The organism is Pseudomonas sp. Marseille-Q7302 (genome assembly GCF_965111925.1).
This window is the reverse complement of sequence record NZ_CBCOPK010000001.1, coordinates 3,123,643-3,139,406: the sequence shown is the minus strand read 5'-3', so window position 1 is coordinate 3,139,406 and position 15,764 is coordinate 3,123,643. Positions and strand designations below refer to the sequence as shown.

The 15,764-nt window shown below is 65.4% G+C and carries 13 protein-coding genes; 3 read left to right on the top strand and 10 right to left on the bottom strand.

The window, feature by feature from the left end; genetic code table 11:
• Positions 1–64 precede the first annotated feature (64 nt).
• From ACWPW1_RS14600 to ACWPW1_RS14590, 3 genes are all read right to left on the bottom strand, one after another.
• The gene (locus ACWPW1_RS14600) at positions 65–877 is read right to left on the bottom strand and encodes an HDOD domain-containing protein (RefSeq protein WP_064308253.1); all 813 of its coding nucleotides are present in this window, start codon (positions 875–877) and stop codon (positions 65–67) included.
• 183 nt (positions 878–1,060) lie between these two features.
• Positions 1,061–1,792, bottom strand: a complete 732-nt coding sequence (gene lpxH, locus ACWPW1_RS14595; protein WP_454253290.1) for a UDP-2,3-diacylglucosamine diphosphatase — start codon at positions 1,790–1,792, stop codon at positions 1,061–1,063.
• Between the two features lies 1 nt (position 1,793).
• Positions 1,794–2,294, bottom strand: a complete 501-nt coding sequence (locus ACWPW1_RS14590; protein ID WP_454253289.1) for a peptidylprolyl isomerase — start codon at positions 2,292–2,294, stop codon at positions 1,794–1,796.
• Between the two features lie 146 nt (positions 2,295–2,440).
• On the opposite strand from ACWPW1_RS14590, the gene ACWPW1_RS14585 reads away from it, so the two are divergent.
• Positions 2,441–4,129: a glutamine--tRNA ligase/YqeY domain fusion protein gene (locus ACWPW1_RS14585; protein WP_271655317.1), complete on the top strand. Its 1,689-nt coding sequence runs from the start codon at positions 2,441–2,443 to the stop codon at positions 4,127–4,129.
• Positions 4,129–5,514 carry a cysteine--tRNA ligase gene (cysS, locus tag ACWPW1_RS14580; RefSeq protein ID WP_454253288.1) on the top strand — a complete coding sequence of 462 codons (1,386 nt, stop codon included), beginning with the start codon at positions 4,129–4,131 and terminating at the stop codon, positions 5,512–5,514. The genes ACWPW1_RS14585 and cysS overlap by 1 nt, the downstream gene beginning before the upstream one ends.
• A 210-nt stretch (positions 5,515–5,724) precedes the next feature.
• On the opposite strand, the gene ACWPW1_RS14575 is transcribed toward cysS, so the two are convergent.
• Positions 5,725–7,041, bottom strand: a complete 1,317-nt coding sequence (locus ACWPW1_RS14575; protein ID WP_454253287.1) for a DEAD/DEAH box helicase — start codon at positions 7,039–7,041, stop codon at positions 5,725–5,727.
• 138 nt (positions 7,042–7,179) lie between these two features.
• Here ACWPW1_RS14575 and ACWPW1_RS14570 point away from each other — a divergent pair, with 138 nt between their 5' ends.
• Positions 7,180–9,072: an alkaline phosphatase family protein gene (locus ACWPW1_RS14570; RefSeq protein ID WP_454253286.1), complete on the top strand. Its 1,893-nt coding sequence runs from the start codon at positions 7,180–7,182 to the stop codon at positions 9,070–9,072.
• Between the two features lie 2 nt (positions 9,073–9,074).
• Here ACWPW1_RS14570 and ACWPW1_RS14565 read toward each other — a convergent pair whose 3' ends face one another.
• The 6 genes from ACWPW1_RS14565 to ACWPW1_RS14540 all read right to left on the bottom strand — a co-directional run bounded on the left by ACWPW1_RS14565 (position 9,075) and on the right by ACWPW1_RS14540 (position 15,714).
• The gene (locus ACWPW1_RS14565) at positions 9,075–10,307 is read right to left on the bottom strand and encodes an NAD(P)/FAD-dependent oxidoreductase (protein WP_454253285.1); all 1,233 of its coding nucleotides are present in this window, start codon (positions 10,305–10,307) and stop codon (positions 9,075–9,077) included.
• A gap of 55 nt (positions 10,308–10,362) precedes the next feature.
• Positions 10,363–11,604 carry a zinc-dependent alcohol dehydrogenase gene (locus ACWPW1_RS14560; protein ID WP_059315416.1) on the bottom strand — a complete coding sequence of 414 codons (1,242 nt, stop codon included), beginning with the start codon at positions 11,602–11,604 and terminating at the stop codon, positions 10,363–10,365.
• Between the two features lie 155 nt (positions 11,605–11,759).
• Positions 11,760–12,533, bottom strand: coding sequence for an NYN domain-containing protein (locus ACWPW1_RS14555; RefSeq protein WP_454253284.1), 774 nt, complete (start codon positions 12,531–12,533; stop codon positions 11,760–11,762).
• A 12-nt stretch (positions 12,534–12,545) separates the two neighbouring features.
• On the bottom strand, positions 12,546–13,472 hold the full coding sequence (locus ACWPW1_RS14550; RefSeq protein ID WP_059315414.1) for a histone deacetylase family protein: 927 nt from the start codon (positions 13,470–13,472) through the stop codon (positions 12,546–12,548).
• Entirely contained in the window at positions 13,469–14,101 is a 633-nt protein-coding gene (locus ACWPW1_RS14545) for an exopolysaccharide biosynthesis protein (RefSeq protein ID WP_059315413.1), read from the bottom strand. The genes ACWPW1_RS14550 and ACWPW1_RS14545 overlap by 4 nt, the downstream gene beginning before the upstream one ends.
• Positions 14,098–15,714, bottom strand: coding sequence for a histidine kinase famiy protein (locus tag ACWPW1_RS14540; RefSeq protein ID WP_454253283.1), 1,617 nt, complete (start codon positions 15,712–15,714; stop codon positions 14,098–14,100). Before ACWPW1_RS14540 ends, ACWPW1_RS14545 begins: the two co-directional genes overlap by 4 nt.
• Positions 15,715–15,764: the final 50 nt, after the last annotated feature.

Below are 15,764 nucleotides of genomic sequence, written 5' to 3'. Positions count from 1 at the left end.
GAACCCCTGAGAGCCCAGCTCCAGGGGTTTTTTCTTGCCTGCGATTCGGCCAGGCGCCAGGAATTCAGGCGGCCTGACTGAAGCTTGCCGCGGTATCCCGGGCGCTTGGCAGTACGGCGGTGAGCTGTTCCAGGTCGATGCTGGCGAACAGCGGGCCGCCCAGGTCCTGCACCTTGCTGTCACCGGCGTTCTCGTGAAGGACCTCGGCCACGGCCACTGCCTGGGCCACGATCAGTGCATAGCCCTTGCCCTCGGGCGCCTGCAGCGGACGCGCCTGGAAGGCGATGGCGTCGCGCAGTACCTGGGGCAGCTGCCAGCGGCGGGCCAGTTCCGCACCGACTTCCGGATAGCCGAAGCCCAGTTGCAGGGTCTCGTCGGCGGCGCGGTGGCTGCTGGCGGTCGCGCGACCGGCCAGGCTCGGTGCCAGTTCGGGCGCGCCGCTCTGAATCAGCAATTCGCCGATGTCATGCAGCATGCCGCAGGTGAAGGCGGTTTCCTGGTCCAGGCCGGCCTGCTTGGCCAGTGGCTTGCACAGGCTTGCGACCAGAAAACTGTTGTACCAGAAGGCCTGCAGGTCGAAGCCAGGCGCGGCCTTGAAGCCGCTGGCGAAGGCCGAGGCCAGCACCAGGGTGCGCAGGGTGTTGAAGCCCAGGCGCAGGGCAGCGTCTTCGATACTGGTAGATTCGCGGGCGCCACGGAAACGCGCCGAGTTGGCCAGGCGCAGTACCTTGGCGGCAATGACCGGGTCACGCGCCACGGTGCGCGACAGGGTTTCGATGCTGGTGTTGGGGTCGTCGAACTGCTGGATCAGGACCTGCGCCACTTCGGGGACGTTGGGCAGGTTGTGCAGCTGGGCAAAGAGGGTATCGAGTTGCATGGGCGTCTCCGCGAAAAGGGTTACATCTCCTTACACCCTCGTCATCGGTCGCCTGCGCGGATTTCTGTAGCGGTCATGTGACGATCGGTCGCAGCCGGAGTGGCCACGACCGGGTAGCCAAGCAAAATTGCTTTACTGATCAGGTAATTGCTGCAAGAAAGCCAGGCATGCCTGGCCGCGCCATTACCGTTCGTCGAGAGCGAAATCGACCTGGGTCAGGCCCGCTTCGCTGGCTTCCAGCACCCAGCCTCGGCGGTCCCAGTCCCCCAGCACGATGCGCTCGGCCGGCTGGCCATCGAGCAGCAGCTCATGGCGAGCGGGTCTGTGGGTATGGCCGTGGATCAGCGTCGTCACCTGGGCAGCGCGTATCTCTCGCTCGACCTCGGCCTCGGTGACATCGGTGATGTCCATGGCCTTGGCCCGGGTCTGCTGGCGACTCTCGCTGCGCAGCTTGCGCGCCAGCTTCTGGCGGCTGGCCAGCGGCAGGTGGCGCAGTACGAAGAGGGTGAGGGGGTTGCGCAGGATGCGGCGCAGCTTCTGGTAGCCCTCGTCACGGGTGCAGAGGGTATCGCCATGCAACAGCAGCACCCGGCGGCCGTGGAAGTCGGCGATATGGCGATCCGGCAGTAGCTGGCAGCCTGCCTGGCGGCAGAACGCCTTGCCAATGAGGAAATCGCGATTGCCATGCATCAGATAGATGGCCGTACCGCTGTCCGCCAGCTGACGCAGGGCGGTGGCGATCTCTTGCTCGAAGGGGCCCATGGCGTCATCGCCGGTCCAGGCCTCGAACAGATCCCCAAGGATGTACAGCGCCTCGACACCGCGGGCGCGGTTCTGGAGGAAATGCAAAAACGCCCGGACCAGGTCCGGGCGTTGCGGTTCGAGATGCAGGTCTGAGACCAGTAAAATGCTCATCTTACTCGGCGGGGACGATCTCGGCCTTCTCGATGATCACGTCTTCGCTCGGCACGTCCTGGTGACCGGCCTTGCTGGTGGTGGCGACGGCCTTGATGGCGTTGACCACGTCCATGCCCTCGACGACCTTGCCGAACACTGCATAGCCCCAGCCCTGGCTGGTAGGCGCGGTGTGGTTGAGGAAGGTGTTGTCAGACACGTTGATGAAGAACTGCGCCGAGGCGGAATGCGGATCCATGGTACGAGCCATGGCGACGGTGCCGATCTCGTTGGAAACGCCGTTGTTGGCCTCGTTCTTGATCGGGGCGCGGGTCGGCTTCTGCTTCATGCCCGGCTCGAAACCACCGCCCTGGACCATGAAGTTGCTGATCACACGGTGGAAGATGGTGCCGTCGTAGTGACCGCTCTTGACGTATTCCTTGAAGTTGGCCGCGGTTTCGGGCGCCTTGTCCTCGAACAGTTCCAGGGTGATGACGCCGTGGTTGGTGTGCAGCTTGATCATGGCAGCGAATCCGTAGCTAAGGGGGACAGCATCCAGACCCGGCGAGGGCCTCAAGGGTTTCGCCGGGACTTGACGGGTTGGGCTATGATACGGGTTTACCTTTGCTCGGCCTACCCTGGCCGTGCGCCTGCCCAGTTAAGGATCCCATGAGCAAGCCGACTTCCGACTCGTCCACCGCCGCCAAAGCCGCCCCCGCGCATTTCCTGCGGCAGATCGTCCAGGCTGACCTGGACGCCGGCAAGCAGGCCAAGATCGTCACCCGCTTTCCCCCGGAGCCCAATGGCTACCTGCACATCGGCCACGCCAAGTCGATCTGCGTGAACTTCGGCCTGGCCAAGGAATTCGGCGGCGACTGCCATCTGCGCTTCGACGACACTAACCCGGCCAAGGAAGACCAGGAATACATCGACGCCATCAAGAGCGACGTGCACTGGCTGGGCTTCGACTGGGCCGGCGAGGTGCGCTACGCCTCCGCCTATTTCGACCAGCTCTATGCCTGGGCGGTGAACCTGATCGAGCAGGGCCTGGCCTATGTCTGCGACCTGACCCCCGAGCAGGCTCGCGAATACCGCGGCAGCCTCACCGAGCCGGGTCGCAACAGTCCTTTCCGCGATCGCTCGGTGGCCGAGAACCTGGACCTCTTCGCCCGCATGAAGGCCGGCGAGTTCAAGGACGGCGAAAAGGTGCTGCGCGCCAAGATCGACATGGCCTCGCCCAACATGAACCTGCGCGATCCCATCCTCTATCGCATCCGCCACGCCCATCACCACCAGACCGGTGACGCCTGGTGCATCTACCCGAGCTATGACTTCACCCATGGTCAGTCCGATGCCCTGGAAGGCGTGACCCACTCCATCTGCACCCTGGAGTTCGAGGACCATCGTCCGCTGTACGAGTGGTTCCTGGCCAAGCTGCCGGTGCCGGCCCAGCCGCGCCAGTACGAATTCGCCCGCCTCAACCTGAACTACACCGTCACCAGCAAGCGCAAGCTCAAGCAACTGGTGGACGAGGCCCATGTGCAGGGTTGGGACGATCCGCGCATGTCGACCCTGTCGGGCTATCGCCGTCGTGGCTACACCCCGGCCGCCATCCGCAACTTCTGCGAGATGATCGGCGTGACCCGCTCCAATGGCGTGGTCGACGTGGCCATGCTGGAATTCGCCATTCGCGAGGACCTGGACCAGAACGCGCCGCGTGCCATGTGCGTGCTCAAGCCGCTCAAGGTGGTGATCACCAACTACCCCGAGGGCCAGGTGGAAAACCTGGAGCTGGCGCGGCATCCCAAGCAGGATCTGGGGCTGCGTCAGCTGCCCTTTGCCCGCGAGCTGTACATCGACCAGGGTGACTACGAAGAGAATCCGCCCAAGGGCTACAAGCGCCTGGAGCCGGGTGGCGAGGTGCGCCTGCGCGGTAGCTACGTAATCCGCGCCGACGAGGCCATCAAGGATGCCGACGGCAACGTGGTCGAACTGCGTTGCAGCTACGATCCGGACACCCTGGGCAAGAACCCGGAAGGGCGCAAGGTCAAGGGCGTGATCCACTGGGTGCCGACCGAGGGCAGCGTGGAGTGCGAGGTGCGCCTCTACGATCGCCTGTTCCGTTCGGCGCAGCCGGAGAAGAGCGAGGAGGGCGGCAGCTTCCTCGACAACATCAATCCTGATTCCCTGGTGGTGCTCAAGGGCTGCCGTGCCGAGCCGTCGCTGGCCCAGGCCCAGCCGGAAGACCGCTTCCAGTTCGAGCGCGAAGGCTACTTCTGCGTCGATCTGAAGGATTCGGCGCCGGGCAAGCCGGTATTCAACCGCACCGTGACCCTGCGCGATTCCTGGGGGCAATGATGGCGCTGCACCTCTACAACACCCTGACCAAGACCAAGGAAGCCTTCACGCCGTTGGTGCCGGGGCAAGTGCGCATGTACGTCTGCGGCATGACCGTCTACGACTACTGCCACCTGGGTCATGGTCGCAGCATGGTGGCCTTCGACGTCATCACCCGCTGGCTGCGCCATAGCGGCTACGACCTGACCTACGTGCGCAACATCACCGACATCGACGACAAGATCATCAACCGCGCCAACGCCAACGGTGAGCCCTTCACCGACCTGGTGGCGCGGATGATCGAGGCGATGCACGAGGACGAGGCACGGCTGAATATCAAGAAGCCGGACCAGGAGCCGCGCGCTACCGATCATATCGATGGCATGCACGCCATGATCCAGACCCTGATCGACAAGGGTTACGCCTATGCCGCGGGCAATGGCGACGTCTACTATCGGGTCAACCGCTTCGCCGGCTACGGCAAGCTGTCGCGGCGGCGCGTCGAGGACCTGCGCATCGGCGCTCGCATCGAGCCAGGCGAGGCCAAGGAAGATCCGCTCGACTTCGTCCTGTGGAAGGCCGCCAAGCCGGGTGAGCCGAGCTGGCCGTCGCCCTGGGGCGCCGGGCGTCCGGGCTGGCACATCGAGTGCTCGGTGATGTCCACCTGCTGCCTGGGCGACACCTTCGACATCCACGGTGGCGGCAACGACCTGGAATTCCCGCACCACGAGAACGAGATCGCCCAGAGCGAGGCGGCCACTGGCAAGCCCTACGCCAACGCCTGGCTGCACTGCGGGATGATCACCATCAATGGCGAGAAGATGTCCAAGTCCCTGGGCAACTTCTTCACCCTGCGCGAGGTGCTGGAGAAGTATCACCCGGAAGTGGTGCGCTACCTGCTGATCGCCAGCCACTACCGCAGCCCGATCAACTACTCGGAAGACAACCTGCGCGAAGCCAAGGGCGCCCTGGAGCGCTTCTACCACTCGCTCAAGGGTTTGCCCCAGGCTCCGGCGCAAGGCGGCGAAAGCTACGCCGAGCGCTTCGCCCAGTGCATGGACGACGACTTCAACACCGCCGGTGCCTGCGGCGTGCTGTTCGAACTGGCGCGTGAGATCAATCGCCTGCGCGAGAGCGATCCCGCCGCCGCGGCCGGTCTGGCCGGGCGTCTGCGCGAGCTGGCTGATGTGCTGGGTGTGCTGCAGCTGGAGCCGGAAGCCTTCCTGCGCGCCGATGCGGCGGGCCGGGTGGATGCGGCCGAGGTCGAGGCACTGATCCAGGCGCGCCTGAGCGCGCGTGCCGAAAAGAACTGGGCGGAATCCGACCGCATTCGCGACCAGCTCACCGCCCTGGGCGTGGTGCTGGAAGACGGCAAGGGCGGCACCACCTGGCGCCTGGCGGAGTAGGGGGCAGGGCCGGGTGAATGACGGCTTCGCCTCCTTCACCCGGTGCAAGACACTTCGATCCCATCCCTGGAAAACGCTGCGCGGTTTTCCAGGCTATCGGTACGGATTCTCTTGTAGGAGCGGCCCATGGCCGCGATCACCCTCTACCGCCGCTCCACCGCCAATCCCATAGGGTGGACAACGGCGCAGCCTTGTCCGCCACCCCAATCCTCAGGGCTTCTTGCGCGCCTTGCCGAAGCCGGGTGACTTACGCACCGACTTGACCTTGGGCTTGCCATCTTCCACCCAGCGCCCCAGCGGCTTGTCGGACACCGGTGCGCCGACCTTGGGCTTTTTCGGCTTCTTGGGCTTTTTCACCACCAGCCCGTTGGGCCGGGTTTCCGGAACACGGTGATCGGGGATGAAGTCCGGTTCGTCGCGGCGCGGCAGGACCTGGCCGATGAGGGTCTCGATGGCCGCCAACTGGTCCACCTCGTCGGCGCAGACCAGCGAAACCGCTTGGCCCTGGTTGCCCGCGCGGCCGGTCCGGCCAATGCGGTGCACGTAATCCTCGGCGACGATGGGCAGATCCAGGTTGACCACCAGGGGCAGGTCCTGGATGTCCAGGCCGCGGGCGGCCACGTCGGTGGCGACCAGGATATCCGCCTCGCCAGCCTTGAAGCGAGCGAGGGCGCGCAGCCGCGCCGGCTGGGGCTTGTCACCATGGATGGATTCCGCCGCCAGGCCTTCGGCCTGCAGCACCTCCACCAGTTGCTCCACGCCCTTGCGCGTCTTGGCGAACACTAGCACCTGCTGGCGAGGACCGCTGCGATAGAGGTGCAGGAACAGCTCGGTCTTGCGCTTCTTGTCCACCGGCACGACCCACTGCTTGATGGTCACGGCAGCCGTGTTGCGTGGGCTGACGTCGATGGTCTGGGGATCGCGCAGCACCGGGGCGGCCAGCTGGCGCACGGCGTCGGAGAAGGTCGCCGAGAACAGCAGGGTCTGGCGCTTGCGCGGCAGCATGACGAACAGCTCGCCCAGTTGGCGGGAAAAGCCGAGGTCGAGCATGCGATCGGCTTCATCCAGCACCAGCAGCTGCACCTGATCGAAGCGCACGGCGTTCTGGCTGAACAGGTCGAGCAGGCGACCCGGGGTCGCCACCAGCACATCGACACCCTTGCGCAGTTTCATCATCTGCGGATTGATGCTCACGCCACCATAGGCCACCGCGGTGCGCAGCGGCAGGTGCCGGGCATAGTCATGCAGGCTGGCATGGACCTGCTCGGCCAGTTCGCGGGTAGGCGTGAGGATCAGCGCACGGATATGGTTGGGCGTCACCGCCGGACCCTCCTGCACCAGTCGCTGCAAGAGCGGCAGCCCGAAGGCGCCGGTCTTGCCGGTACCGGTCTGGGCCGCGGCCAGCAGATCGCGTCCGGCCAGCACCGCCGGGATGGCCTGGCGCTGGATGGGAGTGGGGGAGCTGTGCTCCAGCGCGGCGAGCGCCTGCAGCAGCGGATCGATGAGGCCGAGGTCGGCAAAGGTCATGACAGGCCCGGATGGCGACGAAAAGGGAGCGAATTCTAGGCTGACTGTGATGCGCGCTCAAACTTTGTAGCCAGGCGGCGGCTGCGGGCTGAATCCGGACGCGGCATAGTGGTCAGTTCTGCGTCCACAGGAGAGCCCATGAGCGATACCTCTGCCTTGCCCCCGGTACTGGCCGGTCCGCTGTTGCGCCGGGTCGAGTCGTCCCGGTTGCTGCTCTGGCTGGTGACCACCACCACCGAGACACCTGTGCCGCGGCTTTGGCAGGGTGAGGCCGAGTGGGGGATACAGAGCGAGGTCCAGCGCCTGCGCCTGGGCGAGCAGGCCTATCTGCAGTTGCTGGACGTCCGGCCCGAGATCGAGCTGCCGCTGGATACCTTCATCCAATACGACCTGCAATTGAGCGCGGGCGGGATCCGCGACTGGGCGCCGCATCTGCTTTCGGCCAACGGCGACCTGCCACGCCTGGTCCTGCGCACCCGCTTCGATCATCTGCTCCACGGTTCCTGTCGCAAGCCCCATCACTCCTCGGCCGATGGCTTGGTCGCGGTCGATCGCCTGCTGCAGGACTGTGCGACGCCCGAGGAGCGGCCGGCGGCGCTGTTGCTCACCGGTGACCAGGTCTATGCCGACGACGTGGCCGGCCCCATGCTGCTGGCCGTACAGGCGCTGATCCGGCGCCTCGGGCTTTATGGCGAATGTCTCGAAGGCGCCGTGGTGGCGGACAGCGATGCGCTGATGGCCCATGCCGCCAACCTCTATCACCGCGAAGACCTGCTGCCGGCCTTCAAGTCCAATCGGGCGCTGCGCGAGCGCTTCTTCGGTGGGGTGGAAAAGCCGATCTTCACCTCCACCAATGCCCACAATCATCTGGTGACCCTGAGCGAGGTGCTGGCGCTGTACCTGCTCAGCTGGTCGCCGACGCCCTGGACCCTGATCGAGGTCGTGCCACCCGTGCTCGACGACAAGGACCGCGAGCGGTACGCGGCCGAATCGGAGTGCATAAGGGCTTTCGTCGCGACGCTGCCCCAGGCGGCGCGGGCCCTGGCCGGAGTGCCGACCTTGATGATCTTCGATGATCACGATGTCACCGACGACTGGAATCTATCGGCGCGCTGGGAGGAGACCGCCTATGGTCATCCGTTCTCCCGCCGGATCATCGGCAATGCCCTGCTGGCCTATCTCCTCTGCCAGGCCTGGGGCAACGCGCCCGAGTCGGTGGCCGAACCCCTGGCGGCGGCCGATCGGCTACTGGCCACGGCCGCCGAAGACGGCTGGCTGGATTGTCAGACGCAGAACGCCTGCATCGACGACCTCTTGCGTTTCCAGGGCTGGCACTATGTGCTCAAGACCGAACCGCCGCTGATCGTGCTGGACACCCGTACCCGTCGCTGGCGCAGCGAGCGGCGTCTGGGGCACCCCTCGGGGCTGATGGACTGGGAGGCCCTGTGCGAGCTGCAGCAGGAGCTGCTGGATCATCCCTCGGCGGTGATCGTCTCGGCCGCGCCCATGTTCGGCGTCAAGCTGATCGAGGCGGTGCAGCGGATCTTCACCTGGTTCGGCCAGCCGCTGATGGTGGATGCCGAGAACTGGATGGCCCACCCCGGTGCCGCCAAGACCATGCTCAATATCTTTCGCCATCGCCGTACCCCGGGCAACTATGTGGTGCTCTCCGGCGATGTCCACTATTCCTTCGCCTACGACATCCGTATTCGCGACAGGCGCGGCGAGCCACGGCTGTGGCAGATCACCAGCAGCGGTATCAAGAACGAGTTTCCGCCGCGTCTGCTGGCGACCCTGGACAGGCTCAATCGCTGGCTCTATGCGCCCTGGTCGCCGCTCAACGGCTTCACCAAGCGACGGCGCTGGGAGTTGCAGCCGCGTCTGCCGGACCGCCGCGAGGCTGGCGAGCGCCTGTGGAACGGGGCCGGTATCGGTCAGGTGCTACTGGATGAGGAAGGGCGCCCGGCGGTGATCCGCCAGCACAATGCCAATGGCTCCCCAGCCACCGAGTTCGTCGAGCGCCCGGCCTGACGCTAGCGGCCGGCCAGCCAGCGCAACACGCCCTGGCCCGCTGCACGGCCACTGGCGAAGCAGGCGGTGAGCAGATAGCCGCCCGTGGGAGCTTCCCAATCAAGCATCTCGCCGGCACAGAAGACCCCCGGCAGTTGCCGGAGCATCAGGCCGTCGTCCAGCGCCTCCAGGGGCACGCCGCCAGCGCTGCTGATGGCTTCCGCCAGGGGGCGCGGTCGGACCACGGTGAGGGGCACGGCCTTGCAGGCCTGGGCCAGCCGGGTCATGTCCTGGAAGGCCTCAGCCGGAGCCAGCTCGCGAAGCAGGGCGGCTCGGGCGCCGTCGATTCCGGCATGGCGCCGCAGATGGTTGGCAAGGGACTGGCTGCCACGGGGTCTGCAAAGGGCCCGGTCCAGTTCGGCCAGGTTGCGCTGGGGTGCCAGATCCAGGCTCAGGGTCGCCTGGCCGTCGCGGTCGATGGCCGTACGGATCTCGGCAGCTAGCGCGTAGACCAGGCTGCCTTCGATCCCGGCATCGGTCAGGACGAATTCGCCCTGGCGCGCTGGCTGCCCGGGCAAGGCCAGGGCGGCGGGCTTGATCGGCGCGCCGGCATGGCGGGTCTTGAGAAAATCGCTCCAGCCCTTTACCTCGAAACCGCAGTTGGCCGGTTCCAGTGGGCGCAATTCGATGCCGCGCGAGGCCAGCAGGGTTTGCCAGGCGCCATCCGAGCCCAGGCGTGGCCAGCTGCCGCCGCCCAATGCCAACACACAGGCTTGTGGTTGCAACAGCCGTTCACCTTCCGGAGTGGCGAGGCGTAGCCGGCCTTCGGTGTCCCAGCCGAGCCAACGGCTGCGGGTATGGATCCGCACCCCCTGGTCACGCAGGCGATGTAGCCAAGCGCGCAGCAGGGGCGCGGCCTTCATGTCGGCGGGAAACACCCGCCCCGAGGTGCCGACGAAGGTCTCGATGCCCAGCTCATGGATCCAGGCGCGCAAGGTGTCGCTGTCGAAGGTGTCGAGCCAGACGCCTACCTGGCTTTCGCGCTCACGGTATCGCTGACGGAACGCTGCCTGCTCTTCGGCATGGGTGATGTTCATACCGCCCACGCCTGCCAGCAGGAACTTGCGGCCGACAGAGGGCATGGCATCGAGGAGGTCGACAGGCATGCCGGCAGCGGCCAGGGTCTCGGCCGCCATCAGACCGGCGGGGCCACCCCCGATGACAGCGACGGCAGGGGTGGAAGGGGAGAGCGGCATGGCGGCATCCAGGGGACTACGGAAAGGCCGCCATTGTACGCGAGGTGCTAGGCTCTTAGACCACGCCGGCTTGGCCCAGTGGCGCTGCCAAGGGCTCCTCCAGGCGCTCGGGCACCAGTGGCTCGGTCCGGCCGGGCGTGAGGATCACCTTGCGACAGTCTTCCTGCTTCTTGTCGAAGATCTTGTAGCCTTCGACCGCCTGCTCCAGGGACATCCGGTGGGTAATGATTGCCTCAGGGGCGAGATCGCCGCGCTCGATGTGTTCGAGCAGCTCCGGCAGATAGCGCTGGACATGCGTCTGGCCCATCTTGAAGGTCAGGCCCTTGTCGAAGGCGTCGCCGAACAGGAAGCCATGGATGAAGCCGGCATAGACCCCGGGGACACTTACGGTGCCACCGCGTCGTACGGCCGCGATGCACTGGCGCAGGGCCTTACCACTGCTGCCTTCCAGCTTGAGGTTGGCGAGAATGGTCTCGGTGGTGCTGCCCTTGGCCTCGAAGCCCACGGCATCCACGACTCCGTCCACGCCTCGCTTGCCGGGCGTCTGCTCGATGATGGTGGCCGCCGGATCGTCGTCCTCGTCGAAATTGATCGGGATCACGCCATAGGTCTGCTGGGCATAGGCCAGGCGGTAGGGGTGGTGGTCGACCATGAAGATACGGTCGGCACCCAGCATCCGCGCGCAGGCGGCCGACAGCAGGCCGACCGGTCCGGCGCCATAGATGGCGATGCTCGAACCCTGGCCGATGCCGGTGTTGAGCACTGCCTGCCAGGCGGTGGGCAGGATATCGGAAAGGAACAGCACCTTTTCGTCAGCGAGGGTGCCGGGCACCTTGAAGGGGCCGGTATTGGCCTTAGGTACGCGCACGTATTCGGCTTGGCCGCCCGGTACGCCACCGTAGAGATGGCTGAAGCCGAACAGCGCCGCGCCCGGCGGGATCTGCTTCTTGTTGAGAATGGCGCCGCGCCCGGTATTGGTGGTCTCGCAGGCCGCGTAGAGATCCTGGTTGCAGAAGAAGCAGCTGCCGCAGGCGATGACGAAGGGAATCACTACCCGGTCGCCTTTCTGGACCGCGGTGACGGCGGGTCCGGTTTCCTCGACGACGCCCATGAACTCGTGGCCGAAGATATCGCCATGCTCGACCGTGGGAATCTTGCCGCGATACAGGTGCAGGTCCGAGCCGCAGATGGCCGTGGCGGTTACCCGCAGGACGATGTCGTCGGCATCCTGGATGGTCGGATCAGGTACGGTATCGACACGGACATCGTGGGCACCGTGGTAGGTCAAGGCTCGCATGGCGGTCTCCGTTGGGTAGCGTTTACCTAGAGGTGGAGGCCGCCGCCAGCCGAGCGGTTCCGCAACGTCAGACCGATGGTATGGCACCTTGATGGCGACCGATCACCGGCTTTCGCTGCCATTGCCCGGTCCAGAGCCGGGCAAGCGGGACGGCGTCAGCGGTTGCGGATGTAGACGGCCTTGCCGGCGCTGCCATCGGCGGGATCCCGTTCCTGAACCTCGAATCGATCGCCGTAGGCCTTTACCAGGCCGCTGAATTTGCGGTGCCCATAGAGGCGGGAATCGAAGTCCGGACGCACCTTGCCCAGGTTGGTACCGACCAGCCCCAAATTCGCCCAGCCGCCTTCGTCGGAGGCATCTTCCACCGCCTGTTCGATGAGCTTGAGGATGGCGCTCAACTTGGGCTTGCCGCGGTTGCTGCTGGCGGGCTTGTCGGCAGGCGTCGTCTCGCGATTCTCCTCGCGTGGCTTGGACCTGAGGATTTCGGTGTAGATGAATCTGTCGCACGCCGAGACGAAGGGATCCGGCGTCTTCTCCTCGCCGAAGCCATAGACCGTCAGTCCTTCCTCGCGCAGTCGCGCGGCCAGGCGGGTGAAGTCGCTGTCACTGGAGACCAGGCAGAAACCATCGAAGCGCCGGGTGTAGAGCAGGTCCATGGCGTCGATGATCAGGGCGCTGTCGGTAGCGTTCTTGCCCTTGGTGTAGCCGAATTGCTGCACCGGCTGGATGGAATGGTCGAGCAGCACCTTCTTCCAGCTGTTCAGTTGCGGCTGGGTCCAGTCGCCATAGATGCGCTTGACGCTGGCCACGCCGAAGCGGGCGATCTCGGCCATGAGCCCGTCGACGATGGCGGCGGGTGCGTTGTCAGCGTCGATCAGCACGGCCAGGCGTGCCTGGCTGGATTCGGATGTCTTGGCGGTCTTGCTCATGAAAACTCCCGTTCAGTTCAGGCCCAGCTCATGCCAGACCTGGGTCGCCGTGTGGTGCAGGATCCCGTGGCGGCGGGCCAGGGCGGTGCGATCGGCCGAGTAGCCGCCGCCGATCACCCCTGCCACCGGTATATCCGCCGCCAGGCAGCGTCGCAAGACCAGGCCATCACGAGCCGCGAGGCCGGCGTCGGTGAGCGCCAGATACCCCAGGGCATCGTCGCGATGCACATCCACCCCGGCGTCGTAGAGCACCACGTCGGGCTGGTGGAGGGGCAGCAGATAGCCCAGGGCGTCGTCGAGGACCCGCAGATAGCCAGCGTCGTCCAGGCCGCGTGGCAACGGGATATCCCAGTCGCTTTGCGCCTTGCGTGCCGGATAGTTGGTGGCGCAGTGCAGCGAGACGGTGATGGCGTCAGGGACCTCGGCGAGAATGCGCGCCGTGCCATCGCCCTGGTGGACGTCGCAATCCAGGATCAGTACCCGCCCGGCGCGACCACTTTCCAGCAGTGACAGCGCCAGGATCGCCAGGTCATTGAAGATGCAGAAGCCGGCTGGATAGTCATGGTGGGCATGGTGAGTGCCGCCGGCGAGGTGGCAGGCTAGGCCATGGCGCAGCGCCAGCTCCAGTGTGAGCAAGGAGCCGCCCACCGCGCGGACGGTGCGGCGCACCAGGGCTTCGCTCCAGGGCAGGCCCAGCTGGCGCTGCAGCGGCGGTGCCAGTTCGCCGGCCTGGAAGGCCTGGATGTAGTCGGGCGCGTGCGCCAGGGCCAGCAGCGCGTCTGGGCATGGCTCGGGGCGCTGCCAATTGTCCGCGCCCAGTATGCCGGTCGCGCTCAGGTGCTCGTGCAGCAGGCGAAATTTATCCATCGGAAAGCGATGGCTGGCGGGGAAGGGCGGACTGTAGTCCTCGTGATAGACCAGCGGCAGGCGGGCGCTCAAAACACCAACAGCTCCAGGATGAACCAGACGATCCCGGTGCAGAAGCCCAGTGCCAGGAGGAATAGCAGCCCGTCGCGGGCGATCAGCGACAGGGCGAAGGAGGTCAGGGCCAGCCCGGCCGTGGTGTTGGCGAAGGGCACCAGATCCAGCACCGGCATGGTCGCGGCGATGAGGATGCAGAGCAGGGCAGTGACGAAGTGCGCCGGTCGCGAGGTGAGCACCCGCAGGCGTGACCTGACCACCTTGTCCACCCACCGCGCCGGCTTCTGCAGCAGCCGCAGCGATTTGCGCAGCTTGCCGCGCGAGACATTGCGCTGCAGGACCCAGCGTGGCAGCCAGAAATGGTCGCGTCCCAGCAGCAACTGGGCACTCACCAGCATCACGAAGACGGCAATGGCCGTGGCGATGCCAGGAATGCCGGTCAGCGGCGAGATCGCCAGCACGCCTGGCAAGAGGATCATGGGGCCGAAGGAGCGACTGCCGATGGCATCGATCAGATGCTGGACCGACACCTGTTCGGGACTGTTGCCCACGCGTTCGAGACAGGCCAGGAAGCTCTGGAGATCCACCGGGCCATCCTGCCCGGCGTCACAGCTGGCTGGCTCGCGCTCCAGGGCTTCGTCACTCATGGCTGCTCGGCGTCCAGCATGCGGCGAATCCAACGGGTCAAATCCTGGCGACCATAGGGCTTGTTGAGGATGGGAAAACGCTCGCCATTGCCTTCTTCGACGTCCAGGGCATTGTTGGCATAGCCGGTGGTGAGCAGGATACGCAGGTGCGGTTGCCGCTTTTGCGCCTCCTTGGCCAGCATGACACCGTTCATACCGCCGGGCATGATCAGATCACTGAACAGCAGATCGATGGAAGGCTCACGGGCGAGGATATCCAGAGCCTGTTGCCCGTTGTGCGCGACCAGCACCTGATAGCCGGTTTCTTCCAGGATGGCCTGGGCCAGGGCTGCCACGTCCGGGCGGTCGTCCACCACCAGAATCGTTTCGGAGCCACCGCCATCCTCGTGCAGGCTAGGGAGCGGCGCCGGATGCTCGCGTGCCTCCTCCTCCGAGACCGGGAAGTAGAGACGTACCGAAGTCCCTATCCCAACTTCGGAATAGAGTCGGACCAGACCGCCCGACTGCTTGAGAAAGCCATAGACCATGGACAGGCCCAGGCCGCTGCCCTGTCCCTCGTCACGGGTGGTGAAGAAGGGATCCAGCGCACGCCCGAGCACATCGGTGGACATGCCACATCCGGTGTCGGTAAGGGCGATGCAGACATAGTGTCCCTGGGAAAGTCCACCATGGGCCAGATCCTGCCCATTGACCTCTACATTGAGGGTTTCCAGGGTCAGGGTGCCGGTACCACGCTCCAGCATGGCCAGGCGGGCGTTGTCGATGATGTTGAGCAGCGCTGTTTCCAGTTGGATTGGATCAAGGCGACAATTCCACAGACTGTGGGCGGGACGGAAGATGAAGCGGAAGGGGGTGCCCAACGCCTGCGAGAAACGTCCCTGGCCGGCTTCGATGAGCTTGTTCAGGTCCACCGCACGCCCGGTCAGGCGCTGCTTGCGGGCGAAGGCCAGCAACTGCTGCGTCAGGGTCGCGGCTCGATTCACCGCATCGCGGGTGTTGTCGACATGCCGCTTGGCCTTGTCGCGGTCCAATTCGGGACGATTCAGATTGATTCGCAGGATATCCAGGTAGCCAACCATCACCTGTAGCAGGTTGTTGAAATCGTGGGCGATACCGCCTGTGAGTTGGCCCAGCGCCTCCATCTTCTGCGACTGGCGCAAGGCGTCCTCGGCATCGCGGCGGCGGGACACATCCAATTGCGAGGCAAAGTAGTAGATGAGCGTGCCTTCCGCGTCGAGGACCGGGGATATGAAGAGGGCATTCCAGAAGGTGGTGCCATCCTTGCGGTAGTTCAGCAACTCGACATTGCAATCGCGGTGTTCGCGCAGGGCGTTGCGGATTTCGGCGATGTGTTCCGGACGGGTATCAGGCCCCTGCAGGAAACGGCAGTTGCGGCCCATCACTTCATCCAGCTCGTAGCCGGTGGTGCGCAAGAAGGCCTCGTTGGCGAAGATGATCGGATTGTCCGGCTGATGCGGGTCCGTCACGATCATCGGCATACGCGTCTTCTTCACGGCGGCGAAGAAGACGTCGTTGTGCCCGAGACGCTTGCCCAGCTCCGCAATCTGAGGCGCGGAGGGTGCAGGAGACGAAGCGGTTGAGGTTTCGGTCATGGAGAGGAAGCCTGCGAGCGAACAGCGAATACGTCATTGTGACCGCTATT